Raw genomic sequence first — 26,882 nt, forward strand, 5'->3', positions numbered from 1 at the left:
TTAAATGGAAGATAAACATGTTGTTCTTAGAAAAGATGTATCATCAAATAAGATGTATCCAAAATTAGAATTAATTCGTATTGTTAAAAATAAAGAGGGACAGATTTTTATTGACCAAACTAGAAAAGCAAATGGGCGAGGAGTTTATTTACGCCCAACGCTTGAATCACTTGCAAAAATTAAAAAAACTAAAGCTCTTGAACGAGGTTTAAAAACTAAAGTAGATGAAAGTATTTTTGCTCAAATAGAAGATGAAATCAAAAATAACTGAGATTAATGCAAGATTTATTAAATGTATTAGGACTTGCTTCATCTGCAAACAAACTTATTTCAGGAGAAACCTTATTTAAAAAGATTATTAAGAATAAAATTAAATTGGTATTAACAGTCAAAGATATGGGTGCTAGCCAATTGAAAAAAATCAATGATAAATGTGCTTTTTATCAAGTTCCAATTTACAATGGTTTAATTGATACTATTCAATTAAACCAAGCAATTGGAAAAAACAATGTCAAAGCGATTGGCATTGAAGATATTAACTTTGTAAAGTTAATATTAAAAAATATAAGCAAAGGAGATGTAAATTATGGCCAAACAAACTAATGCAAAACCAAATAATAATGCAAAGCAACAAGCCAAAAACAAATCCAAAGCTCACACTGCTAACCTTAAAAGTAAACTTAAAGAAACAAAACAAACTGGTTTAATTGATGGAGTATTTGTCTATACAGAACCATTATCAATTGCAGAATTTGCTGCAAAAATTAATAAGGGACCAGCTGAAATTGTAAAGTGATTCTTTACAAATGGAAGTATGGTTACTCAAAATCAGTTGTTAACAGAAGAGCAAATGGGAGAGTTATGTCTAGAATTTGGATATGACTTTAAAAAAGAGACTGCTGTTACCAAGGAAAATATTTTTGAAACATTTGATGAAAATGATGATCCAAAAGATTTAAAATTAAAACCTCCAGTTGTCACTATCATGGGACACGTTGACCATGGAAAAACTACTTTATTAGATTCAATTAGAAATGCAAATGTAACTGATGGAGAATTTGGGGGAATCACTCAACATATTGGAGCCTACCAAGTAAATCTAAAAGACAATAAAATTACTTTTATTGATACTCCAGGTCACGAAGCTTTTACAGAAATGAGAGCTCGTGGTAGTGAAGTAACTGACATTGTAATTTTAGTAGTTGCCGCAGATGATGGAGTTATGCCCCAAACTGAAGAGGCAATCGATCACGCCAAAGCTGCAAATGTACCAATTGTAGTTTTTGTCAATAAAATTGACAAACCTGATGCAGATCCAAGTAAAGTTAAAATGGAATTAATGAACTATGGAATTGTTGCAGAAGAATATGGAGGCGATGTGCCTTTTATTGAAGGAAGTGCCAAGAATAAAGTTGGACTAGATACTTTACTTGAAACATTGCTATTTATAGCAGAAGTAAAAGATTTAAAAGCAAATCCAAATAAATTTGCTCGTGGAACAATTTTAGAAGCTCACCTTGATAAGGCTCGTGGACCAATTGCAACAGTTTTAGTGCAAACTGGAACATTAAATATGAGAGATATTTTTGTTGCAGGTGCAACTTTTGGAGCAATCAAAGATATTGAAAATGAAAATAAAGCAAAATTAAAAACTGTTCTTCCAGGACAACCAGCTCTAGTTGTAGGTTTAAACGAAGTACCAAGAGCTGGAGACAAATTTATGGTTGTAACTGAAGAAAAGATGGCAAGAGAAATTGCTGAAGCACAAGGGGTTAAACAAGCGCAAGAAGCTCGTCAAAAAAACCAAAGTTTTACATTAGATTCAATTAAAAATCAAATTGAAGCTGGTGAATTAAAATCAATTAACATTATTTTAAAAGCAGATACTCAAGGAACAGTTGAGGCTGTAAGAAATTCAATGCTAAAAATTAGTATTGAAGGGGTTAAAATCAATGTTATTCGTGCAACAGTTGGTGCCATTTCAGTAAGTGATGTAACTTTAGCACTTGCTTCAAATGCTTTAATTTATGGATTTAATGTTAGACCAAATGCTCAAGTTAGACAAAAAGCAGAAGAAGATGGTGTTGATATTCGTTTACACAACATTATCTACAAATTAATTGAAGAAATTGCAGAAGCTGCAACTGGAATGTTAGACCCAGTTTATGAAGAAAAATCTTTAGGTGAAGCTGAAGTGAGACAGTTATTTAAACACTCACAAGTTGGAACAATTGCTGGATGTAGAGTCGTGGCAGGAAGCATTCCAAGAGGATCAAAAGTACATATTTTAAGAAACGGAATTGTAATTTATACAGGAGAAATGTCTTCTTTAAAGAACAAGAAGGATGATATTAAAGAGGCTCGTGAAGGTCAAGAATGTGGAATTACAATTAAGAACTTTAACGATTTAAAAGAAAATGATATAATAGAGGCATACAAAGTAGAAGAGGTGAAATAATATGGCAAACGACATTAAATTAGAAAGAGCTCAATCTACAATTTTAAGAGAATTGAACCTAATTTTACAAAGAGAATTTCCAGATAGTGAATTTGTAAATTCAATTTCAGTACATGAAGTTAGGTTAACAAACGATATGAGTCAAGCAAAAGTTTACTATTCTTCAATGGATAGTGAAGCAAATCTTGGTGATATCGAAGAAGAACTTAAAGAATATGCAAAAGAAATTAGAATGTTATTAGCAAGTAGAGTGGAAATGAGAAGTGTTCCTGAATTAAAATTCGAATATGATAAATCACTTGAAAATGCCAATAAAATTGAAGAAATCTTAAAAGAAATTAAATAAATAAAAAATCTTGTAAGTTAGTTTTTAAATTAATTTACAAGATTTTTTTTCTTTTTTTGTTAGAATTAAACAATAGTTTATTAAACTGTAAGAAAGGAATAACAATGAAAAAAATAACATTACAAATAGTCTTTATTTCAATAATTACTTTTTTATATTATTTTTATAATGCATGAATTAATAGTTTGGATGGCAATGAAAGTTTAGCATTTCAAATTTTTGATCCATTTAAATTAATAATTTTGGGAACATTATTTACAATTGTTTATGGAACAATTAAATCAATGTTCTTTAAAAAAATTATTAATATAAATTCGTATAAAAAAGATTTAAGAAATAATCTTTTATTTGAGTTTGAAATTACACTAAATTATTTAGAAAAATTACAAAAATCATTAAAAGATCAAAATATAAATGATTTAAAAGCTCTTTTAAAAGAATTTAAAACAATTAAATATTGTCCAGTTTATTTAAATAGTTTAATTGATGAGCTTTCTTCAAATATTTTAATGGAAAAAGACTTTTCATATTTATTAGGAACAACTCAATTAATTACAAAATATATTCAAGATAATTTTGAATTAGAAAAGCAAAGAATCATTAGTACCAAACAAAAAGTTTTATTTGAAAATAAAATGACAGATAATTATTATTCATTATCAAGTTGACAATCAATTGGCTATTTTCTATCAATTGATGAACAAAAAGATATTAATAATAAATGAAAAATCTCAAGTCTTTATATCTTAAGATTTTCAAGTTCACTATTTTTAGCTTTCAGTATTTCATTTGCAGTCTTTGCAATTATTGGTTTAATGAGTCTGCTTGGAGTACAAATTGTTATTGGAAAAATGTTTTTTATAGCATTTACTTTATCTGTTTATTTGATGAGTATCATTTTATTTGTAGTAAACATTTTAGCAAATGCCAAAAAGAATGATTTAGTAATATTTTGAAAACATATGAGCGTATTTTTTGTTTTTATTACACTAATCTTTTTAAATATCATTTTAAACTTAGTATTTTTCCCAGAAATTAGTAACGATCAAAGCGTTTGATATAAACAACAACTTGTTCAATTATTATTTTCAATTTTATATATTATTCTTTCATCAATGTTACTTTTATATATATTTGATGGTTTTATTCAAATTGTTAAAACCAAAAAATTTAATTGATTAATTTTGATAGAAGCATTTATATTACCATTAATTATTTTTACAACATCTTTAGTTTTAAATATCTTGTGAATTAAAAATGGTGAAGATGATAAATTGTATATTGTCAATTTCTGTTTATTATTTATCTTTTGATCTTCAACAGTTTTATTGTCAAAATTTACTAGAAAATAAAATAATCAGTGTTTAAATATAAAACAACTTTATATATTAAAAAATCTCTTTAAATTAAAGAGATTTTTTAAATATTTAACATGTTTTATATAAAAATTTATTCCTGACACTTTTTATTAAATTTTAAAGCTAAAGTATTTTTATTTGTTTTCATTTATAAATTTTTGAACAGAATTTATAAATTCTTCTCAATTTTTTAAATATTCTTCTAATTGCATTAACCCAATTTTAGTAATTTTATAGTATTTTCTAACAGGACCATTATTTGATTCAGCCAAATAATATGAAACAAATCCTTTATCTACTAATTTCTTAAAAATAGCATAAGCTGTTGATTCATTAATTGAAATAAATTTATTTAAAATTTTATTTAGCTCATATGCATAATAATCTTGTTTTCTTAAAAGGTCTAAGATAATCATATCTAAGACACCTTTTTTTAATTGTGTATCCAAATTTAAATTTTAACTTCATTTGGGTTATAAATTACTGTAAAAATTTGACTTGAAATGTTGAAAATTTCTATATTTAATGGAACATCCACATTTAATCTATATGTTTTTTCATATGATAATGTAAGAGTATAATTAACAGTAATTGTTTTTTTGAAATTATGTTCTCTCTTAATTTGAATTTTTTCATGAAGTTCTTTATTTTCAACAAATTCAACTTTATATCAACTATTAATTCTTAATTCTCAATAATCCAATTCAATGTTTTCTTCATAATTCAATGTAGTAATATCTTGATTAATCATATTTTTTGAGATTGATGCTCCACCAATAGTTTTATCACCAGCAAAACATCCAATTAGACCACCAATAGTAAATAGTGAAAATATTGATAACATTACAATTGTTAATATATTTTTTAATTTAACATTTTTATTTTCTTTCTTAACATTCTTATATTCTCTTCCAGCTATTAATTCAATTGAAATTTGAAAAAATGTTTTTTGAAATGCATAAACATATTTGCTTATATAAATAAATAAAACTGAAAGTAAAGGCACTAATCCAAGTGACAACAGAGATCCACCAATTGCTTGTAAAGGTTCGTAATTGATTCAAAACATAGTTAAACAAAATAATGAAGCTGGTATTAAAGTAAAACCAATACTAATAAAGGCCAATAAAAAGACAAATACAATTAATTGTGGCAAAATTGTACATAATCCTAAAAATATTTTTGTACCTGTATATGATTTATATTTTTTCATCTTTTGTTGGTCAATGTCTATTTCTAATTCAGCATAGATGTTTTTTGCAATTACTTCTGGATTTTCAAAACTGTTAATAATATTGACAATTTCTTCTCCACTTTTATAACGATCATATATTTGTAAACGATAGTTAACCATAAAATCTTCGCGATCAACTGGGTTTAAAAATTTAAGCTCTTTTTCTAATTCTTTTAAAAATAAAGTTTCTGCTTTCATATTTTATTCCCCTTTAGATGAAGAAACTTCATCTGTTGTTTCTAGAAAATCAATACTATATTTTCTATCAAAATATATTTCTCTTACAAAAAATATTCAAACGATTAATGTAAATAAACAAATAATTGATCCTATTCCCGAAAATAGAAGTTTTATATCGTTTGTATTATTTATTTTTCCTTTTAAATCAAATGCTAAAATAAGGCCTAATCAAATACTGCCATATAAAAAATACAGTGAAAATAATCAAAAAAATACAATTGATTTTGCTGAAATTCCACCAATGCTAACTGAAATTGTTGCTAAAAACATTCCAATTGTTAACAAGGTTTGCAATATTAGAAAAGCTATATTAACTCTAATTCTTTGCGCATTAACTTTTTTTAATTTTAATTCCATTTTTGCTCTCCTATCTCTACTATGATATATTGAGTATTTGATATAGTCAAGTAGTAAATTAAAATTTTTAAGATTTTAGAATTAAATTAAATGAAAGGGCACTTACATATCTGAATTTAAAATAAAAACTGTTTAAAAAATAAAAAAGCATATTCACTTTTTAGAAAGATATGCTTTTTTATTGTCTATATTTGGATATGATTAATTGAATTCGATAAGTTGTTGTTACAAATAAAATAATTGCGAATAAGTCAAATACCATTAGACTAATTCAAGTGTTTGCAAACATTAGTAAACTATAATCTTTTACTCCAACTTCAATCATTAATCGAAAATAAGTTAAAGTTGCTCCAACAAATGGTTGAATAAATAAAATTATAATTCCGCCACAAAACGAAGCCATAGCTCGTGATGTAGTACTTTTGTTTGTATATATACTAAATAGCTTTTCAAATAATAACCAAAACAAGAAGACTCATACAACAAGTCCTAATGCTGAAGTTAATCTAAAAAGTGGGCTCATTCCCCAAATTAAAAATTGTAATAATCCATCTAACAAACCTATAATCATACCCCAGTATAATCCGACTACTTGAAAGCTTATAGCAATAATAAAGTATTTTAAGACAAATCCCACGTTTATACTTGTAATAAACATTGGAATAATCACATTTATTAAACTAACAGCTGTAGACATACTTAGTAACAAACTGACAATGGTTATATTAAGTGTTTCGCTCTTAAATTTTACATGTCTGTTCGTTTTAGATAGTTTGCTGATTTCATAATCTAAATCAATTGTGTCAAGATCATAAGTGAATTTAGTTTCACTTACTTGGTTTTGTGAATTAGATAATTCATCAGTCTTTTTCATTTATTTCTCCAATCTAATTTTTAATATAAAAAACAGTTTGGAATTCAATTAATCATTACTTGACAATAAATATTATATAATAAATTTATTAAAGGTGGAATTAATATGCATAGCTTTTTTGTTGATAAAAAAATAGACGATTCTTTTATCATTGAGGGACAAGATGTTCACCACATTAAAAATGTGATTAAACTTAAATTAACACAACAAGTTTATTGTATTTATCAGAGTGAAAAATACTTGTGTTTACTAGAAACAATTGAAATTGATCAATGTATTGTCAAAATCATTGAAAAGATTGAAAGTGATATTAAAAAAGTAACTATTAATTTATTTGCAGGGATTATTAGAGAGCAAAAATGAGATTTTCTTTTACAAAAAGCCACTGAAATTGGCGTTGACAATATTTATCCTGTTATTTTTAAACGCAATGTTGTTCAAGTTGAACCTAAAAAAGAAGAAAGCAAGATTGCTCGTTGACAATCAATTTGTAAAGAAGCTGCCAAACAATCAAAACGAGTAAACATTCCTGTAGTTCACAAAGTTATAAGAACAATACCAGGTATTTCAAAGATTGAAGCAGATTTAAAGTTGGTTGCTTGAGAAGAAACTGTTAAAAATAGTTTAAAAAACCAATTACAAACTGACTTTCAAACAATCAATATTGTTGTAGGTCCTGAAGGGGGCATTGATGCAAGTGAAATTGCTCAATTAGAACAGTTAAATTATCATGTTGTAGGATTAGGCAACAACATTTTGCGTGCAGAAACAGCTTCACTTTATTTATTGAGTACAATTATGTATGAAAAACACTAGTTTTTTAAAAATGGTATAATATCATTAGTGTTTTAGGGGTGACAAAATATGTTTCAAAAGAATGATTCTAAATTAATTACTGGTGATGTTAAGTTAATTAACGAACAATTAAAAACAGTTGAATTAGAAAAACCATTTAAACAATATATTAATCGAAACATATTTTTCATTAAAAACGAACTAAAAGATATTGTTAGTGTTAAAAAGATTGGCAGTTATGCTATTAATGGTATTTATAATTTTGATCAAGCTCCAAAAATTGATCTTTTAGCCTTAAAATATGTCAATAAAGACATGTACAATACTTATCAACAAGAAATTGAAACACGTGATCATTTTGATGATTGTTGAAATTGCGAATTAAATGAAGTAATTTATCAAAAGTTAAAAAAGAAATATGAAATTATTGAAGATATTCAAGTTAATTATTTAATTAAAAAAGTTAAAGTAAATGTTGATTCTAAAGAATTCTTTCAATTTAAAGATGCAGTGCAAATTGATTTTTATAAAGAGGATAAAATTGGTTTTTCAATTATTATTAGAATTGCTTTATGTCATAATCAATATCCTGCAATTATTTGTCGCAAGCAAAGATATTATCAAACAAATGCTTTAGAATATGTTAAAGCATTTAAAACTTTAAATAAATTAACAATTCGCAAAGTTGAAATTCTGTTTTTCTATATAAGATTAAATTATCGCAAAGAATTTAGCAACAAACAAAGACTAATGGCAAAGATTTTGATTTTAAGTGATTTACAATATCAATTAGTTAAAAATTCTCATATGCAAGATTGATTAACACAAGTTTTTAATCACTTATTTCCAAATAAAAAAATAATCGACAATATTTTTCAATCAAATAACTTATATTATAAGAAATTAAAGTTGTTTGAAAAAATGTATCGTTCATTTAATTTAAAACACTTGGATTGAGTTTTTCATAACACTTATCCAAATACAAAAGATTTTTTAGATAAATATTTAGAACAATCAAAACATTGAATTAATGAAAAGGCATATTTAGATGACAATATTTATTTTTGATATGATTCAAATCCTTACATTAAAAATACATTGGGAAATTCAAATTACACAATGAAAAAAAATAAAAAGTTATATGATGACTTAGATATTTTTATTCATTCAAAAAATATTTATCCTTCAGATAAAGAAATTGGTTTATTCTTAGTATTTTTAAGTTATTATAGATTTAATATAATTAACATTGAAAAAGAAGTAGATAGGAGGGGAATAGAACTTGGCTAAAATTAATATAATTGATCAATTTAGAATTGGAGTCAATAAAAATGTTGTCACTGATAGTAAATTAAATCAAAAAATTAAAGATTCATATAATGAATTTGAAAAACTATTAACTGATAAAGGTTTTACTTTAAAGAAGTTAAGTGATTTTAAATATCGTTCATTTAATTCAAAAACTAAGACCATTGATTTAGAATTAGCTGTTGTTAAGTATTTTCCTTCTTTAACTTTTAAACATACTTCTTTTTTAGAAAGTATTTTAGAAATTTTTCAACAATTGCCAATTAAATACAAAATTAAAAAGAATCAAAATTACATTGCAATTCATGAAACCTATAAAGACCAAGCAATTAATTATCGTTTTATTTTATTAATTCGCAAAAAGAAAAATGACTTATTAATTGATTATGTAAATCGCAATGGAATTGTTCAAGATGATCGAGCATTGCAATTAACTGAAGCATTTGCTAAAGCAAATAAAATTAGTGGCAACACTTTATCAAGTGTTAAACGTTTAATCAATTACATTTTAAAAGATCAATTTAAATATACCTATAATCTTGATTATTTTATTTTGACATGATTTTATGAGTTTATTGCCAAAAGTATGAATCAATATTTGGATACAAAATTCAATAATTTAGATAAATCATTTGACTATAAAAAATTAAATGAAGTTAAATATTTAAGTAAATGATTTAAACAAAAAATTAATATCAATAATTTATATTATTTTATATTTTCAAAATTTAATAACTATAATAGTTATTTTTTCTCAGAATTACAATCTGAATCAATTGAAATCTTTGCCGATATTTCACGTTATTCTTTGAATACAAATTCTAATTTTATTCAAAGAAGTAGTTTTTTTGCACAAATGAGAATTTTTGATTTACAAAACTTTGATGATTTAAGTTATATTCAATCGCATTGTGGCAATGAATATGGTTATTCAAAAATTGCTTGAGATAAAGCCAGAAACGAAGGCAAACGTTATTTTGCAAGTCCCAAAATTATCACAGGAAATTCTAACTTTGCTATCTTTCAAAGATTATTTACAAGTATTAGTACTGACTTGTATTCAAAATTATCACAAGAATTAAAAGAAGAAATCAAATCAATGCGTCAAAGAGAAGCAATGGAAGATTTAAATTTAGTAGCTCACAACTGATTGTCAAGTTATGAAGAAAAAATTAAGTATTTAAAACCATATTTTGATCACAAATATCCTTTATCAACTCAAAGTGATTGAAATACAATTATAAGAATGATTACAACTATGGTTGATAAAGTCAATGAAAATGATTGAATTATAGAAAATGATAATTAATAGGTGAAATAAATGAAAAGCATACGAGAAATATTAAGCAATTTAGCATCACAAGAACCAGAGAGTATTGAAAAGTCAATTGCAAAAGCAATAATGAAAGATTACGATAAAGGCATATTTAAAAATCAAACAGAAATTGCAAAGGAAGCATATGTATCTGAATCTGCTTTAACTAAATTTTCAAAAAAAATTGGTTATGCTGGATGAAAAGAATTTTATTATAATTTAAAAATTGAATATAAAAAATATTATCTTGAATTTGATGAAAATATTAATAAAGATAATTTTGTTTTAGATGAAATGGTTAAATTTAATGCTTATATTCATAAAGAATCTCAATTTCTAAATAATCTTTCTAATGAAATATTTTTAAAAAAGAAAGTAATTATGTTTTCTGGATATCAAATGGAAGTTGTAACTGACTATTTTAATGATTTATTAGTAGAATTAGATATTGAAGTAACTATTTTAAAAAACAGAAATTTATTTAGAAAATTATTAGAGCGCAATCTTGATGACTATGTTTTAGTTATGATTTTAACTGGTAATGACAATAATTTTTTAGTTGAACATTATGAACTATTAGATCAAAATATAAAAACTAATAATCTTTTTGTAATTAGTTCAAATTCTCAAAAGCATAAAGTAACAGCATATAGAGATTTATTTGTGTTGACTTCATTTGGTGGATATTCAGGATATAAATTTAGACGAATTTTTATAGAGTACTTTTTCTTAAATGTATATTATTTATTAAAAACTTTCTAATATAGAAAGTTTTTTCTATTATAAGCAATCATATAGATAAATTTTCCAATTGATAGATAATCTACATATAGAGGGGGTATTATGCAAAAAATTAATTTATATGCACCAGTTGATGGTGTAATCAATAAAATTGAAAAAATTAGTGATGACGTTTTTGCACAAAAAATGCTTGGAGATGGATTTTTTATTGTTCCAGAAAGTAATGAATTCCATTCATTTTTTGAAAATTCACAGATTGAAATGATTTTTGATACTAAACATGCGTTACATATTAAAGATTTAGAATCTGGTTGTGTTGGATTAATTCATATTGGATTAGACACAGTATCATTAAATGGTGAACCATTTAATATAAAAGTAAAAGAGAAATCAAAAGTTACAATTAAAGATGTACTTGTTGATGTTGATTTAGAATTGATTAAATCAAAAAACATTAGTACAGAAACTGCAATTGTATTTGAAACTACACAATTTAATAATTTAACAATTAAATTAAATAAAACTGGAAAAGTTAAAGCCGGAGATTTAATTGGTGAAATTAACTTTGAAAAAGAAACAACAAAGGTTTCTTCAAAAACATTAGGAACTTTTGAAAATCAATATTTAAAAACTGCCAAAGAGATTTATCAATATGTTGGTAAAAAAGATAATGTAAAAGATTTTTATAACTGTATGACAAGACTTAGAATTGTTATTGGTGACAAAACTAAAGTTAATGAAGATAGTTTAAAAAAACTTGGATTAGTGAAGGGACTTAATTGAAATGGACAAGAACTTCAAATAATTATTGGAGGAGAAGTTTATAAAGTTAAAGAAGAATTTGAAACTGTTATGGCTGGTACTGCACAAAATACAGTAGCAAAAGTTAAAATCCCATTTTATAAAAAAATACTTCCAACAATTACTGGAATTATGCAACCAAGTATACCAGCTCTTTTAACAATTGGTATTATTGGGGCTTTATACAATATTTTATTGCTAGCAAATGTTGTCCAACCTGTTCCAGAAAGTGGGAATTTAGGAGAAATAGATATGTTTAGTGGTGTACTTTACATATTATCAAAAGTTGGATTAAATTTAATTGGAATTATTTTTATATACACAACTGTAAGATTTTTAAAAGGAAATACAATAATGGCAATTTTTATTGGATACTCATTAGTATCACATCTATTTTTCTTTGGTGGGGGAAATGGGTGGCCATTATTTACAATTGGATCACAAGAAATTTATGTAAAAAATTATGTTGATTCAATGCTACCATTTATTATTGCTGGATTTATTTATTTCTACTTTGATAAATGAGTAAAAACATGAATGCCTACAAGTGTGGATGTCGTATTTAGACATACATTAACATATCTATTCACAATTACTCTTACTTTATTTGTAGTTGGACCAATTTTTGGAACAATTGAGCAATTAATGGCCTTATTGTTTATTAACTTTGAAGCAATTCCATTGGGAATTGGAGTTGCGATCTTTGCATTTATATGACAACCATTAGTTTTAACAGGAACACATTTAGCAATTGCTGTTGCATTGGGAACTCCAATTCAAGAAAACGGATATTCATTATTGTGATTTGGGATTTTCTTAGGAACATTTGGTCAATTAGGTGCTGCACTTGGTTCTGCATTAAGAACTAATAATAGTCAAATTAAACAAGTAGTTTATGGAGCAGCTCCAGCTGCAATATTTGGAATTACTGAACCGTTAATCTATGGAGTAACACTTCCAAGATTAAAACCATTCTTATTTGGATGCGTATCTGCAGCAATTGGTGCCTTGTTTATTGTTAATACTGGGGCACGTGTGCTTGAAAGTGGATATATGACATTAGGAATTATTACAATTCTAAATATTGGACCAACTGGTATTTACACAGTATGAGCAACCATTGGTCTATTAATTACTATTGGATCAGCGATTGCCTTAACATGAGCATTTGATATAGATAGAATTAATGAGTACAAAGGTGCTCTAGCTACTGTAAAAAAAATAGCATCAAGATATGCAACTATTTTAAATTTAAAATCTAAAGAAGAAAAGCAAAAAATTATTAAGCGTTTTGATACAAACTTAAATGATTTAAAAGAAAATAACAAATTGTTTAAAGAATTTGAAAAATTTAGTGTTAAACTACAGAAACTAAATATTACATTAGAAAAAATTAATAAAACAGAAGAAAAACATAAATATAAACTTTACAAAAATGCTTTAAAAAATGAAGGAACTGAAAAGTTTGAACTTTTAGTTGAAAATTATAATAACTTTAACTTGGATCTTAAAAAACAGCCTTTAATTGAGCAAAAAAACTTATTAATCACAGAAATGGAAGCAATCAAAAAACAAATTATTAGCTTACAAGAAAAAACTATGAAAGATACTTCTAAAGTTTTAGATGAACTTGCAAAAGAAACTAAGTTTGATGAAATGAAAAATTATGCAGATTTATTCTATAACTCAGTTTATTCAATCAATATTTTCTTTGGAGAGCTTGATAAAAAAGAATTTAAAATTAATAATAAAGAATTTAAGCAATTTTTAGTAGAAAGAGGTTAATTTATGAGCAAATTACCTAAAGATTTTTTATGAGGAGCATCAACTAGCGCTTATCAAGTTGAAGGAGCATGAGATACTGATGGAAAAGGGAAATCAGTACAAGATGTAAAAACTTCATTCCCACAAGGAGTAACAGATTTTAAAGTTGCATCAGATCATTATAATCACTTTAAAGAAGATGTTGCTTTAATGGCTGAAATGGGATTTAAATCATATCGTTTTTCAATATCTTGAACAAGAATTTTACCAAATGGAGTGGGTGAAGTTAATCAAAAGGGAATTGATTTTTATAATCAATTAATTGATGAACTTTTAAAATACAATATTAAACCAATTGTTACAATTTATCATTTTGATTTACCAGAAATTTTAGATAATGATGGGGGTTGAATGAATCGCAAGACAATTGATGCATTTGAAGAATTTTCAAGAATTATCTTTGAAAACTTTGGAGATCGTGTTGAATATTTTCAAACTATTAATGAACAAAATATGATGGCATTAGTACCTGCAGCTATTTTGGGAGTTGAAAGAGCAAAAACTGCAAAATTAAAAGATATTTATCAATGCAATCATCATATGTTCCTAGCTTCAGCAAAAGCTTATAATTTATGTCACAAAATAGCACCAAATGCAAAAATTGGGCCAGCACCAAATATTACAGCAATTTATCCAAATTCAAATAAACCAGAAGACTTTTATGCAGCACTAAATTTAAGTTCTTTAAGAAATTGATTTTATTTAGATTTACCTGTATTTGGAGTTTATAACAAAACTGCTATGAATATTTTGAAAAAAATTGATGCAGTATTTGAGATTCAACCAGGAGACATGGATTTATTAAGTAATGCTAAACCTGATTTTATTGCTTTTAATTATTACACAACAGCAACAGTTAAAATGCCCCAAGATAATGAAATGGTAGTTGGTGGAGATCAACAAATGGGAGCAAAAATTCCTGGATTCTTTGAACAAGTTGAAAATAACAATTTAAGTAAAACTCAATTTGGATGAGAAATTGATCCTTATGGATTTAAAAATACACTAATTGAAATGTATACAAGATATAATTTACCTTTATTATTAACAGAAAATGGTCTAGGAGCTTATGATGAATTAACTCCTGATGGAAAAGTTCACGATCAATATAGAATTGAATTTTATCAAAAACATTTTAAATACATGATTGAAGCAGTTGAAGAAGGAGTTGACCTAATTGGATATAATCCTTGAAGTGCAATTGATTTAGTATCAACTCATGAAGGTATTAAAAAGAGATATGGATTCATTTATGTTGATAGAACAGAAGATGATTTAAAAGAATGTAAAAGATATCGTAAAGACAGTTTTTATTGATATAAAAAAGTAATTGAAACAAATGGAGAAGATATCTCAAATTAAAAAAATCCTGGATTTCCAGGATTTTTATCATTTTTCTTCATCAACAACATTGTTTTTCAAGATTTCTGTACGTTTTTTAACATAGTCTTTTTCAACTTTTCCAATGTGGTGATATAAATCACGACTTGATTTAATTCTCAGTTTTTTTAACTCTTCATCACAAAAGACTCAAGTTAATCATACAATGTGGAAGTGACGTAAATATTTAATTTCTCTTTCATCATACATTTCATAACTCAAACTTTGAGCTTCACGTTGAGCAAAGTCAACTCATTTTTGGGGATCAACATTTTGATCATAGGCTTCTTTGGCCAATTCTTGGTAGTTCAGCGCTTTTTTAACAATAATATCTTCAAGTGATTGAAGCGTATTGGCAATTTCAGCCACAATTGCTTGGTCAAATTCATCATAAGAATTAAATTGATGTTTTGATAAATAGAACATTTTAGTATTTAAATTACTTACTGGGTTTCCACCACTACCTAAGTGTTCTCTTTCAGTAATGATTTTCATTTCACTTTCAATTTCTTTATAGAAATCTGATTTAATACGCATTCTAAAACACCTCGTCAATCCTTTAAATAAGTCATATTAATATCTATATTATAGCATAAATTCTAGTGATTTTTATATCATTGTGGACTATTCTGTGTGATAATAGAAATAAGAGTGTATAATAATTATTATGTTTTTATACTAGAAGGGGGATAACTATTTTTATGGACATTAAACAATCTGGAATATTTTTAGTTAATAAACCCCAAGGAATTACAAGTCACGATTTAATTCAAAAGATTAAACGTAAATTAAATATCAAAAAGATTGGTCATGCTGGAACTTTAGATCCTTTAGCGACAGGTTTAATGGTTGTCTTGGTCAATCAAGCAACCAAGATTTCAAATTACTTATTAAGTAGTGATAAAAGTTATGAAGTTGAAATGAAGTTATTTGTCAAAACAGATACAGGTGACATTACTGGAGAAGTAATTGAAACTCAAGACGAACATAAGATTTCAAGAAAAGAAATTGAACAAGTAATTGCAAAATATAATGGTTACATGTATGAACAATATCCCCCAATTTATTCAGCTGTTAAAGTTAATGGCAAAAAATTATATGAATATGCAAGAATTCATCAAGAAGAACAAGTTGAAATTAAGCCAAGAACTGTAACTATTAATACTTGTAGTTTGCTAGATTTTAATCCAAAAGCCAATACTATTCGTTTACAAGTAAATTGTAGTAAAGGAACTTATATTCGCAGTCTTGTTCAAGATATTGCTCAAGAATTTGATGCCATTTGTACAGTGTCAGCTCTTCATCGCAATATGTCAGGAAAATTTGATGTTGCTCAAGCAAAAGAATGAAATCAAGTCCAAGAAAGTGATTTAATCTCAATGTATAACGGATTATTACAAAATGATCACAATTTAATTGAATATCACAAAGTAAAAGATATAATACAAGGTAGAGCCATAAACTTAACAGGAAAAAATATTCCAATTGTTTTTTTAATTGATGACAAAAAGAATGTTTTGGCAATTTATAAATGAGTAGCTCACGATTTATATACATGTCAACGAGGTTTATGAGATGAAAGTGTTTTAAACTTAACAGAAGCAGAAAGAGAGTTTTAGAATGGAAAAAAAAGAACTATATTTAACAAATGAAGAACAGTTTAATATTGGCAATACCAATATTATTTGTATTGGATTTTTTGATGGATTGCACAAATTGCACCGCCAAATTATTGACAAAACTAAACAATTGGCCCAAGAATTTAATGAAAAATGATCAATTGTGACATTTTCAGAAAAAGTCAGTGATTTTTTATCAAAACAACACAATCAATTTCAATCAAAAATAATTAAATATTCAAATATTGAACAACAATATAATCCCGATTACTTATTTGAAATTCAAGTAAATCAAAATACTATTTCAATTGATAAAGATCAATTTATTAGTTATTTAAAAAATAATTTAAATGTTAATAAAATTGTTGTGGGTTCAGACTTTGCCTTTGGTCATATGGGAAAAGGCCACGTTGATGATTTAGTAGCTGCATTTGGTCAAGAAAATGTAATTGTTTTTCAAAGAGTAAGTACATATTCAACAACTGATTTAAAAGAATTGTTAAAGGATGGAGAAATTGAACAATTGAATGAAAAGATGGGACAAAACTATCAAATTCAATTGGAAAATACACATGAAGGGCATTTTAAAATTATTGATACATTTGTACAAATTAAAAATGCCAATTATGTACTATTAGTTGATGGAAAAGAAATGATTGCTCAATTTGATCGCAATAAAGTTTTTTTTAAAGATTACATTGCAAAACAAAATATAATTGTAGAAATGATAAAGAAAGTATAATAATGTTTAGAAAAAGCTTATTTACATATCCAGGAAATAAATTTAAGGTTTTAGAAGAAATTGCATCTTATGTAGATAAAGAAGATATCTTTTTAGACTTATTTTGTGGTAGTGGTGTAGTGGGGTTAAATATGCCCTGTAATGAAGTAATATTAAATGATATAAATAGTAATTTGATAGAAATATTAGATTTTTTTCATAAGAATTCAAAAGAAAAAATTATAGCTAGAATAGAAGAAAAACTTGAATACTTTAATCTTTCAAATTCTTATAGGAATGGTTTTAAATATTATAAGGAACAAGTTGAAAATAAAAATAATGGTTTAAAGGAATATAATAAGCAAAATTATAATATATTTAAGAATCATTATAACTTATCTTTAAATAAAGATGTTTTAGACCTTTTTATTTTAAAAACTTATGGTTTTAATAATGAAATACGGTTTAATTCTGTTGGAGAATATAATATTCCTATTGGTAAAACAGATTTTAATCAAGCAACTGTAAATAGAATTGGCAGTTTCAAGGAATTATGTTCAATAAAGAAAATAGAATTCTTAAATTATGATTTTGATAGTAAAGAACTAAAAAAATATATTGATAAAGCTACAGTTATATATATAGATCCCCCATACTTATTAACATTAGCAACATATAATTCAACATGAAATGTTGAGGAAGAACAAAGACTTATTAATTTTATGCAAGATTTAATTAATAAAAAGAAAAAAATAATTATTTCAAATATTTTAAATAGAGGTGAAAAATGTAACCAATATTTAAATAGCTTTATTAAAAAGAATAAATTAAATGTAAAAATAGTTGAAATTAATTATGCATCGTCTAGTTATAATAAAATAAATAGGGGAATGAAAGATCTAGAGGTATTAATAGATAATTATGAATCCAAATAATAGAAGATATATAGGGAATAAATATAATTTAAAAGATTGAATTTTTTCTGAGATAGAAAATTCCTTAAACCAAAATAATGATATTAATAAAAATTTTAAATTTATAGATGCCTTTTCTGGAACTGGTAGCGTAGGTTTAAAATTTGCGGATGAAAACTATGATGTCGTTTTAAATGATAATTTATATCATAATTTTTTAATTTATAATGCATTTACTGGAATTGATAAAATTAATATGCCTAAAATGGAACAATTACTAGAAAATTATAATAATTATGATTATGCTGAAGGAAATAACAATCATTTCTCAAATTTATTTGGAAATAAATATTTTTCATTAGAAAATTCCTATATTATTTGAGAAATTAGAAAAGACATAGAAGAATTATATTCAGATAGTAAAATTAATTTTTATGAGTATAGCTATTTAATTTCTGCTTTACTTTTAGCCACTGATAAAGTTGCAAATACAGTAGGCCATTATGAAAGTTTTTTAAAAAGAAGTGAAACTAGTAGTATAAAAAAAATTAATTTAAAACATTTATCATTAAAAACTTATTATGTTAATTTTCAAATTTTTAATATGGATATTAATCAATTAATTCAAGAACAAAAATTTGATTATAATTCAATTTTATATTTAGATCCTCCTTACAATGCTAGACAATATATAAATTTTTATCATGTTTTAGAATATATCTCAATTGGTAAAGAAAGTGAAATTTTTGAAGGCAATTCTATGAAGTTTAAGAGGGATCATTTAAAAAGTGAATATTCAAGATCTAAAGCCATTTATTATTTTGAAGAACTTGTGAATTATTCTTCTTCTAAATATATTATATTATCATATAATAATACATATAATGCTAGATCAACTGCTTCTAATAATAAAATGTCAGAAAAAGATATATTAAAAATCTTAAACAAGATTGGTAAGGTGAGCATTGTAGAAAAGGATTATGCATTTTTTAATTCAGGAAAGACTAAATTAAATGATCATAAAGAAAGGTTGTATATTTGTGTGAGATACTAAAACTATAAGTAATTTAATAGCAAATATAACTAATAGTGATTTAACAACAAGACATAACAAGGGTAATACTCATATTTTTACAGAGTATCTAAATACTAATAGAAGAAATTTCAGCACCTTAATACATTCAATGAAATTTATTATTAAAGCTGATGAAAATAAAAAACAGAAGTCTGGACAATCACGTTTTAAACAACATGAACCCAGACTGAAATCCTTAAATTTTATTATTAAATTGGGTCAAGATAAGTTTCAAATTACAGAATTAGGTGAGGAATTTTTAAAATATATTAATTATATTGAAACTCTAACATTAGGAGAGATAGAGTTTAAGATATTAAAAAATATATATTGCTTTTTAATATTATTTTCAAATTTAAATAAAAGAGATAATAATTATTTTTTATCAGAATATTCAAAATTCAAACATTTTCTCTTGAAAGTTAATAGACAAGAAAAATTATTTGAAGATTTATGATCCATATATCTTAAAAATGGTGAAGAATTAACTGAAAAAGAATATATTGCGTTAATTAAAATTAGAATATATCCATTTTTAAAAGATGATTTAGATAAAGAATTTGCATCAGATATTGATTGAAATCGAATAGTAGCAGAAAACCAAGATTCTATTTTATTTGAATTTAGTGACAGTTATCATATATCAACATTTTTTGCAGAAATACTAATTATGTATTTTTTAGATCTTTTATTAAAAGGACTAGATTTTGATGATACATTGGAAAAAATATGCGAACATTTGGAAATAAATAATTCAGATATTATTTTCCATTTAAAGGAAATAGTCTTTAATAGTAGTTTTACTTTAAATTTTTATGATGTAATAACTGAAAACATCGTGAATTATGAAATTAATAGAGATGATATAAAAAGACAATTAAAGAAAAATGTTAATAGTTATTTATCAAAGGAAAAACATAGAAATAACTTTAAAAAAATTAATGTTAGAGATAGAACATTATTTAATCAAAATAAATACATTGTTAAAGAATTTTATGATTTTCAATGTTTCTTTGAAGAGAATTATAGCTGTCGTTATTTTAAACAGTATAATTCAGTGAAGAATTATGTAGAGATACATCATATAATTCCGCATTCTAAATCAGATAGTTTTAAAAATTCTATTGAAGTATTGGGTAATTATATTTCACTTTGTCCAAATTGTCATAAACAAATTCATAATGGTACTAGAAATGATGTTGAGATGATGCTTAAAAAAATTTATGAGTTTAAACAGCAGGAATTAATGGAAGAAAATTTAGAATGCACATTTGAAATGTTAATGAGTTTTTTCTTTTAGTTTAATTAAAAATAAATTAATATTTAAAATAGATTGATGATATTTTTGATTTTTATAAATTATTTTTGATAGTATTAAGTTAGATAGAAATGAAGGACAAAATATGAATTGTAGCCCATATGATTATTTGAGTAAAAAAGAATTAGGTGTTTGAGACAAAGCAAAGAGGTGCGCTTGTCCTGATAATGACTGTGAACAAAATCATAAAATATGTGCTTTATGTTTGGGAACTATTGTTTTTGCAGCGTATGTAGAATGTCAACCAAATAGTGATTTTAAATGAAATATTGATCATATAATTCCTAAAAAAAGATTTAACAGTTTAATAGGAGAAGCAATAAAAAGAAAAATAGTATCTGTAAATGATGAAAGAAATTTACAAATAGTTCATGTTTCATGTAATGAAATCAAAGGTGATAATTTTAACAGTAATGAAATAAATGGCTATGGCATAATAGAGTACAATTAATATTAAAGTAAAATAACCCAACTAATCAAAGGGTTATTTTTTTATTTAAAAATCTATTAATTAGAATAATAGCTTAAAACAAACTAATAATGCTTGCTCTCTATTGCAAAAAAAAAAAAAAAAATCTACAATTATATATAGAAAATAGGGGGTAAAAATGGAAAGAAAGGATCAATATTTATCTAAGGTTAGACATACCAAAGATATTATTATTGAGGTTTATACAAAGAATAATTTTAATTGAATGGTTGGTTTTTCTGGTGGAAAGGATTCTACAGTTTTAGTTCAAATTATAATGGAAGCATTGTTAGAGATTCCCAACATTTCTAATTTTGATAATATTATTCATATTGTTAGTTCTGATACATTAATTGAAAATCCTATTGTTTTAAAGCAATTAAATACTTCATTAAAATTAATAGAAAATTTTGCAATTGATAATAAATTACCAATAAAAGTACATAAGGTTGAACCCGATATTGAAGAATCATTTTGAGTTAATTTAATTGGTAGAGGTTATCCTTTACCAAATCAAAGTTTTAGATGATGTACAGATAGATTAAAAATTAAACCAATGAATCAAAAAATGGAAGAACTTTCACTAAAAAATGAAGTTTTAACAGTTCTTGGTGTAAGAAAAGGTGAATCTGCTTCAAGAGATATAAAATTAGTCAAGAATGATATTAAAGATTCCTTATTCAAGAAGAATGATACAAATAATAAATTAATATTTGCCCCAATTGAAGAATTCAGTCTATATGATATTTGAAGTTATTTAGCAGAATCGCGAATTAATTTTTTTAAAACAAATAATAATACTTTATCTTTACTTTATGAAGATTCTTCAGTTGGAGTTGAAGAATGCCCTTCAAGTTTAGATGACAAATTACAAAAAGGATGTGGAAATTCACGATGAGGATGTTGATTGTGTCCAGTAGTTACACAGGATAAATCATTAGAAGGCTTTGTAAACTCAGGACAAACTTGGTTAAAACCCTTATTAGAATTTAGAGAAGAACTTATTCAAGGTAGAGATAAAGTTTTAAATAGGTTTAATGCATCATTAAGAATAAGTAAAACCAGTAACAATATTTCTTTACTTAAATACAGATATATGGATTTAAAAATAAAAAATGATAATTATTTTTTACCTAAAAAACTTGGTAGAGATGAAATACGATTTGGATATTTTGATAAAAATAAAAATATATTGATTAATGATAAAAAAATAAAAGTTATTAGTGAAACAGAATATAAGAATTTAGTAGATACAAATATTATTGATCCTTATTCAAATTCTTGTGCAGAGGAAATATTTGAATATGTTATAAAACTAGATAAAAATAGTAATAATCAAATTCTTTCAGTTCCTGGTTTAGGACCTTATACGTTGAAATACAGAAAGGAATTATTAAAATCTATTAAAAAATTAAAAAGAGAAATGTCTAGTTATGATATTGAAATTATTTCAGATCAGGAAATTAAATTAATCGAAAAAATTATAGTAAATGTAGAAAATAAATTAAATGAGAGGCATTTTAATATAACAAAAGAAGGAGAAAAAGTATATGAGTCAAGAATATAATGAAGAGATGGAAATTCCGCGTAGTAATAGGGAATATTTAGGCTATATTGATAAAACAACAGACCATATTTATATGTTGTCTGAATTTATAGATAATTCTATTCAATCTGCAAAAGATCATAAATTTAAAAATGTAGAAGTAAAAATCTGTATTGATAAGAAAAAGGGAATTTTATATATTAGAGATGATGCGGGTGGAATTGCGTTTAAAAATAGAGGAATTGCCATTAAAAATGGAAAAGATGAGACCGAACAAGGAGATACTTTAAATATGTTTGGTGTTGGTATGAAAATGGCTTCTATATGATTTGGTAGGAAAATGACATTTTTTACAAAATCAGTTGAAGATGATTTTAGTTATTCTTTAACTCTAGATGTAGATAAATTGGAACACTCAGATTTTAAAGTTGAAGTTCAGAAGAACATTGATATTACATCAACATCAGGAATAGATTTTCTACATGAGCATGGAACAATTGTGAAAATTGAAAATTTTCATTTAAATGGTCCACATGCAGGTAGATATGATAAAAAAATGTTTGTTAAAGGCGATAAAAAAGATGGAAAAGCACTTGAAGAGCAAATAGCTTGTCGTTTTTCAAGATATTTAAAAAATCATTTTTTAAGAATAACTTTTAGTTATATTGATGATAAAGGCCTAGAACAAATGGATGGTACAAAACCACTTGTTATTACAGAAAGTACAATTCCAAATTTATATTTATCTCAAAAAGACAAAAATGATTATGAATATTTACAAGGTAAAAATGTTAAAGAGGCAACCTTTTATAAAAAGATTATGAAGGAAATCTATAATAAATATGAAAGCATGTTTGATAATGATATTGAATTTGGTGATTTAACTTATAGAAAGATAATTGAAACTTTTGAAAATCAAGAAGAATTTAAATTTAAAACCAAAATTCAATTAGATGAAAAATTTAATAATATAAAAATCCCTTTTACTTTTGGATATATTAAAAAAGAAAGTGCTTTTATGAAATATACAGGTTTATCTGTTTATCAAGATGATAGAGCAGTAATATCAGGACCAAATACAAATAAAACAAAATTAACATGACTTACTTTTGATAAAGCACTATCAAATAAATCTGTAAAGGTAACACTGCGTTTTATTGGAGAAATTGATTTAAATAATAAATCAATGTTTAGAGTAGATAATAACAAAATGGGTTTTCATGGAACAGTAAAAGAAGATATTGAAGAAATTATTTCTAGAAAATTTCAAAAACATTTGGCAGATCTAATTGATAAACTTTTAGATATTATTTTATATAAAGATGAACAACATGCATCTGATGAAGCTATAAGAATTGAAAATGAAAGATTTGCAAAAGAAATTAATAAACATAACATTTTAGAAAATTGTTCAGTTGAAACTGAAAATTTAAATGTACATGAAAATGATGGAGAAAGACCTGTTAATTCTTTTAAAGTATTAGATAAAGTAACAAATGAGTATAAATTTAATTTTATACATTATTTACAGGATTTAGATGATCAAAGAAGAATTTTTAGAGCAAATGTAGAAGTAGATAATACAGAAGGCAAATATTTATATATTTTATTTGTAAACAAGAAATTTGTTGGCTTTAAACCAACTATGAAAGATGAAGATTTTTCAGTATTAGTAAATCCGATTATTAAATTAATTATTCATAGTTTAAAAGATGTTAAAGATCATGAAGCAAGAGTTGAAAAATTTTATAATATAGTTGAAGTTATTCAAGGTGATGAAAAATAATATGTTTAAATTTATAAAAGATTTAACTATTGAATATAGAAATAACTTTGTTGAAAATGATCACTATAAAAAATTGAAAAATAATTTTTTAGAATCAAATCCCCATTATATGAAAGATGCATATCGTGATGTTTATGAAGTAAATGTTAAAAATACTTTAAGTGTTTTTAATGATGAATTAAAAAGAAGTAGTATCTTATTAGCTGGTGAAGTGCAATCGGGTAAAACAAATAATATGTTATTTATAACTGCAGCATTAATTGGTCTTGGTTTTAATAAAATTATTTATTTTACAGGTACAAAAAATAATTTAAACAAACAAAACATAAAAAGATTTAAAGATTTTTTTAAAGATGCAGAATTTAAAGATTTTTCAAATGCAAAATCTTTATTTAATAATTCAAATAAGGTTGAGATATTTTATGGAATTAAACAAAATCTTGGAAATATTAACTCGTTATTAAATGATATGGATATAAGTCAATATGAAAACTGAAATGTTTTAATTATTGATGATGAATGCGATGAAGCCTCATCTGAAAAAACTAAAGAAAATAGAACCGTTAATGCAAATATTTTAAAATTATATGAAACAAATTTTAAAAAAGTTGTTTATTTGCCAGTAACTGCAACACCTTATGCAAATTTAACTTCATTTACTGATGGTTTAGCACCAAATTATGTAATACCACTTGTTTCATCAACTTCATATTGTGGATTAAAAGTATTTTCTGATAATGACTTATATAAAATTATAGATAAAAGTATTGTAGATAAAATTTATGCTAGGAATTTTGATGTTCAAACTGAAGAAATTTTTATGAAATATATAATTGATTTTTTAATAGAATGTTATCGAGATGAAAAGAATTATCAATTCCTTATCAATATAACTGTAAACACAACTCCAATAAAAGACTATGATAAATATATTAGAAAAATCATTTCAAAATTAAAAGTTAAAAATAAAGCTTTTTATAATAATTTTATTGGAAATGATGAGTATATTAGTTTTAAGCAATGACTAGATAAATTAGAAGTTAAAATGATTATTGAAGGTTTTGAATATATAAGAACAACTAATCCAGAAATAATAATTGGGGGCAATTTATTGTCAAGAGGTATAACTTTTGATGATCTAATTTATGAAATAATGTTAAATCACTCTGAAAGTGGAATTTTTTCAAGTGATACTTTATTGCAACGTGCTCGATGGTTTGGATATAGACTTCGCTATATTTATAAGATGAGAATTTATACATCTAATATTGGCTATAACTTTTACAACAATATTTATGAAATTGATACACGTATAAGAAGTTTATATGAAAATGATTATTCAAATTCTAAAGATAAAATTATGCGAATAAAAGATATTTTTAAAGAATATTCATATAAATGAACAAATTAGGAGAATAAAATATGAGCATAAATGATACAGATATAAATATTATTGATCAAAAAAATGGATATATTTTTTTCACTACAACTGATGTTAAAAATTTTTATATTTTAAAACCAACTATGTATAATGCTTCTCTACCTAAATCAATTAAACCTTTGAAAAAACCTAATTTTTCTTATTATCCTTCTGTGAATTCAATAACTAGTTTTCAAAAAGAAGATGCTAGAATTAGAGTTTTACCCAATTATAAAGTTGCAATCGAATATAATGATAAAAAAATGGATGGAGAAGTTTTGGCATTTGAAAAAGGTATAAATATAAGAGTTGCTGAATTAATATATACAACATTTATAAATACTCATGAAATAGCAAATTCAATGTTTGAGATTGTAAAAGAATTTGAAAATATATTTGGTCTTATTTGAAAAATTGATAAAAAATTTCAAATAGGTTTAATTGGTGAATTACTTGTAATGCAAAAAAATGAAGATTATATAGACATTTTAATGGAAGGTTTTCATGGAGAAAATATAGCTGATAAAAATTTTGAATCAATTACAGATTTTGAACTAAAAACAAAAAAGGGAATAAAAAATATAGAAGTTAAAACTTCTATATCAAATGAAGGGCTATTTACATTAAAAAATAATCAATTAAATACAAGTATTAATGATTATTTTGCAGCTGTTACTATAGAAATAGTTAAAAAAGGGGGTCAAACATTAATTGATTTAATCGATTGATATTTAGAACTTCCTTCCTTAAAAAGTGAATTAAAAAATATGTTTTTAGATTTGAAAGAATCACATGATAGTAGAAATTTATTAAGATTCGATCCAAGAACTGTAAAATTAAAATTTATTGATATACACAAATTACCAAAAATTCAAAATACAGATGATAGAATTAAAAATATTAAATTTCAAATTGATCTAAACCATTTTGAAGATATCCAGTTAAAAAGCATTATTGCCTCTTAAAAGTCAATAATGCTTTTT

At 24.7% G+C, this 26,882-nt stretch carries 26 protein-coding genes; 21 read left to right on the top strand and 5 right to left on the bottom strand.

The genetic code is table 4. The annotated features are described in order from the left end of the window. Positions 1-4 precede the first annotated feature (4 nt). From rnpM to SCULI_RS02080, 5 genes are all read left to right on the top strand, one after another. Positions 5-277, top strand: coding sequence for an RNase P modulator RnpM (gene rnpM, locus SCULI_RS02060; RefSeq protein ID WP_025362977.1), 273 nt, complete (start codon positions 5-7; stop codon positions 275-277). Beyond that, on the top strand, positions 277-603 hold the full coding sequence (locus SCULI_RS02065; RefSeq protein WP_025362978.1) for a L7Ae/L30e/S12e/Gadd45 family ribosomal protein: 327 nt from the start codon (positions 277-279) through the stop codon (positions 601-603). The genes rnpM and SCULI_RS02065 overlap by 1 nt, the downstream gene beginning before the upstream one ends. Beyond that, positions 587-2,458 carry a translation initiation factor IF-2 gene (gene infB / locus SCULI_RS02070; protein ID WP_025362979.1) on the top strand — a complete coding sequence of 624 codons (1,872 nt, stop codon included), beginning with the start codon at positions 587-589 and terminating at the stop codon, positions 2,456-2,458. Before SCULI_RS02065 ends, infB begins: the two co-directional genes overlap by 17 nt. A 1-nt stretch (position 2,459) precedes the next feature. Beyond that, entirely contained in the window at positions 2,460-2,804 is a 345-nt protein-coding gene (rbfA, locus tag SCULI_RS02075; RefSeq protein WP_025362980.1) for a 30S ribosome-binding factor RbfA, read from the top strand. Positions 2,805-2,908: 104 nt separating this feature from the next. Next, a complete protein-coding gene (locus tag SCULI_RS02080; protein ID WP_025362981.1) occupies positions 2,909-4,156 on the top strand; it encodes a hypothetical protein in 1,248 nt (415 codons plus the stop codon). A gap of 140 nt (positions 4,157-4,296) precedes the next feature. Here SCULI_RS02080 and SCULI_RS02085 read toward each other — a convergent pair whose 3' ends face one another. From SCULI_RS02085 to SCULI_RS02100, 4 genes are all read right to left on the bottom strand, one after another. Further along, entirely contained in the window at positions 4,297-4,578 is a 282-nt protein-coding gene (locus SCULI_RS02085; protein ID WP_053230321.1) for a PadR family transcriptional regulator, read from the bottom strand. A gap of 35 nt (positions 4,579-4,613) precedes the next feature. After that, positions 4,614-5,594: an HAAS signaling domain-containing protein gene (locus SCULI_RS02090; RefSeq protein WP_025362983.1), complete on the bottom strand. Its 981-nt coding sequence runs from the start codon at positions 5,592-5,594 to the stop codon at positions 4,614-4,616. Between the two features lie 3 nt (positions 5,595-5,597). Next, a complete protein-coding gene (locus SCULI_RS02095) occupies positions 5,598-5,993 on the bottom strand; it encodes a hypothetical protein (protein ID WP_025362984.1) in 396 nt (131 codons plus the stop codon). A gap of 178 nt (positions 5,994-6,171) precedes the next feature. Then, complete coding sequence (locus tag SCULI_RS02100; RefSeq protein ID WP_025362985.1) at positions 6,172-6,867, bottom strand: hypothetical protein; 696 nt, start codon at positions 6,865-6,867, stop codon at positions 6,172-6,174. A gap of 105 nt (positions 6,868-6,972) precedes the next feature. Between SCULI_RS02100 and SCULI_RS02105 the strand changes: the two genes are divergently transcribed. The 6 genes from SCULI_RS02105 (at position 6,973) to SCULI_RS02130 (ending at position 15,013) form a co-directional block, all read left to right on the top strand. Beyond that, positions 6,973-7,683: an RsmE family RNA methyltransferase gene (locus SCULI_RS02105; protein ID WP_025362986.1), complete on the top strand. Its 711-nt coding sequence runs from the start codon at positions 6,973-6,975 to the stop codon at positions 7,681-7,683. A 48-nt stretch (positions 7,684-7,731) separates the two neighbouring features. Then, positions 7,732-8,952, top strand: a complete 1,221-nt coding sequence (locus SCULI_RS02110) for a hypothetical protein (protein WP_025362987.1) — start codon at positions 7,732-7,734, stop codon at positions 8,950-8,952. After that, positions 8,945-10,279, top strand: a complete 1,335-nt coding sequence (locus tag SCULI_RS02115; protein ID WP_025362988.1) for a hypothetical protein — start codon at positions 8,945-8,947, stop codon at positions 10,277-10,279. Before SCULI_RS02110 ends, SCULI_RS02115 begins: the two co-directional genes overlap by 8 nt. 12 nt (positions 10,280-10,291) lie before the next feature. Next, complete coding sequence (locus SCULI_RS02120; protein WP_025362989.1) at positions 10,292-11,047, top strand: MurR/RpiR family transcriptional regulator; 756 nt, start codon at positions 10,292-10,294, stop codon at positions 11,045-11,047. 81 nt (positions 11,048-11,128) lie between these two features. Beyond that, a complete protein-coding gene (locus tag SCULI_RS05685) occupies positions 11,129-13,612 on the top strand; it encodes a glucose PTS transporter subunit IIA (RefSeq protein WP_025362990.1) in 2,484 nt (827 codons plus the stop codon). Between the two features lie 3 nt (positions 13,613-13,615). Continuing rightward, the gene (locus tag SCULI_RS02130; RefSeq protein WP_025362991.1) at positions 13,616-15,013 is read left to right on the top strand and encodes a glycoside hydrolase family 1 protein; all 1,398 of its coding nucleotides are present in this window, start codon (positions 13,616-13,618) and stop codon (positions 15,011-15,013) included. 24 nt (positions 15,014-15,037) lie between these two features. Here SCULI_RS02130 and SCULI_RS02135 read toward each other — a convergent pair whose 3' ends face one another. Further along, the gene (locus SCULI_RS02135) at positions 15,038-15,568 is read right to left on the bottom strand and encodes a hypothetical protein (protein WP_025362992.1); all 531 of its coding nucleotides are present in this window, start codon (positions 15,566-15,568) and stop codon (positions 15,038-15,040) included. Positions 15,569-15,732: 164 nt separating this feature from the next. Here SCULI_RS02135 and truB point away from each other — a divergent pair, with 164 nt between their 5' ends. The 10 genes from truB (at position 15,733) to SCULI_RS02185 (ending at position 26,864) form a co-directional block, all read left to right on the top strand. Next, a complete protein-coding gene (truB, locus tag SCULI_RS02140; protein WP_053230322.1) occupies positions 15,733-16,650 on the top strand; it encodes a tRNA pseudouridine(55) synthase TruB in 918 nt (305 codons plus the stop codon). 1 nt (position 16,651) lies between these two features. Next, positions 16,652-17,392 (top strand): nucleotidyl transferase family protein, encoded by a 741-nt coding sequence (locus SCULI_RS02145; RefSeq protein ID WP_025362994.1) that lies wholly within the window; start codon positions 16,652-16,654, stop codon positions 17,390-17,392. A 2-nt stretch (positions 17,393-17,394) separates the two neighbouring features. Beyond that, the gene (locus tag SCULI_RS02150) at positions 17,395-18,306 is read left to right on the top strand and encodes a DNA adenine methylase (RefSeq protein ID WP_038648037.1); all 912 of its coding nucleotides are present in this window, start codon (positions 17,395-17,397) and stop codon (positions 18,304-18,306) included. Further along, a complete protein-coding gene (locus SCULI_RS02155) occupies positions 18,293-19,339 on the top strand; it encodes a DNA adenine methylase (RefSeq protein ID WP_053230323.1) in 1,047 nt (348 codons plus the stop codon). Before SCULI_RS02150 ends, SCULI_RS02155 begins: the two co-directional genes overlap by 14 nt. Next, complete coding sequence (locus SCULI_RS05500) at positions 19,326-20,660, top strand: HNH endonuclease signature motif containing protein (RefSeq protein ID WP_158499956.1); 1,335 nt, start codon at positions 19,326-19,328, stop codon at positions 20,658-20,660. The genes SCULI_RS02155 and SCULI_RS05500 overlap by 14 nt, the downstream gene beginning before the upstream one ends. Positions 20,661-20,763: 103 nt before the next feature. Beyond that, a complete protein-coding gene (locus tag SCULI_RS02165; protein ID WP_025362996.1) occupies positions 20,764-21,129 on the top strand; it encodes a hypothetical protein in 366 nt (121 codons plus the stop codon). Positions 21,130-21,286: 157 nt separating this feature from the next. Continuing rightward, positions 21,287-22,714: a DNA phosphorothioation system sulfurtransferase DndC gene (gene dndC, locus SCULI_RS05505; RefSeq protein WP_025362997.1), complete on the top strand. Its 1,428-nt coding sequence runs from the start codon at positions 21,287-21,289 to the stop codon at positions 22,712-22,714. Next, complete coding sequence (locus SCULI_RS02175) at positions 22,698-24,479, top strand: ATP-binding protein (protein WP_025362998.1); 1,782 nt, start codon at positions 22,698-22,700, stop codon at positions 24,477-24,479. The genes dndC and SCULI_RS02175 overlap by 17 nt, the downstream gene beginning before the upstream one ends. A gap of 1 nt (position 24,480) precedes the next feature. Beyond that, on the top strand, positions 24,481-25,890 hold the full coding sequence (locus SCULI_RS02180; RefSeq protein ID WP_025362999.1) for a Z1 domain-containing protein: 1,410 nt from the start codon (positions 24,481-24,483) through the stop codon (positions 25,888-25,890). Positions 25,891-25,901: 11 nt separating this feature from the next. Next, positions 25,902-26,864, top strand: coding sequence for a PD-(D/E)XK motif protein (locus tag SCULI_RS02185; RefSeq protein ID WP_025363000.1), 963 nt, complete (start codon positions 25,902-25,904; stop codon positions 26,862-26,864). Positions 26,865-26,882 lie beyond the last annotated feature (18 nt).

The sequence above is a fragment of the Spiroplasma culicicola AES-1 genome (genome assembly GCF_000565175.1).
GTDB lineage: Bacteria > Bacillota_I > Bacilli_A > Mycoplasmatales > Mycoplasmataceae > Spiroplasma_A > Spiroplasma_A culicicola.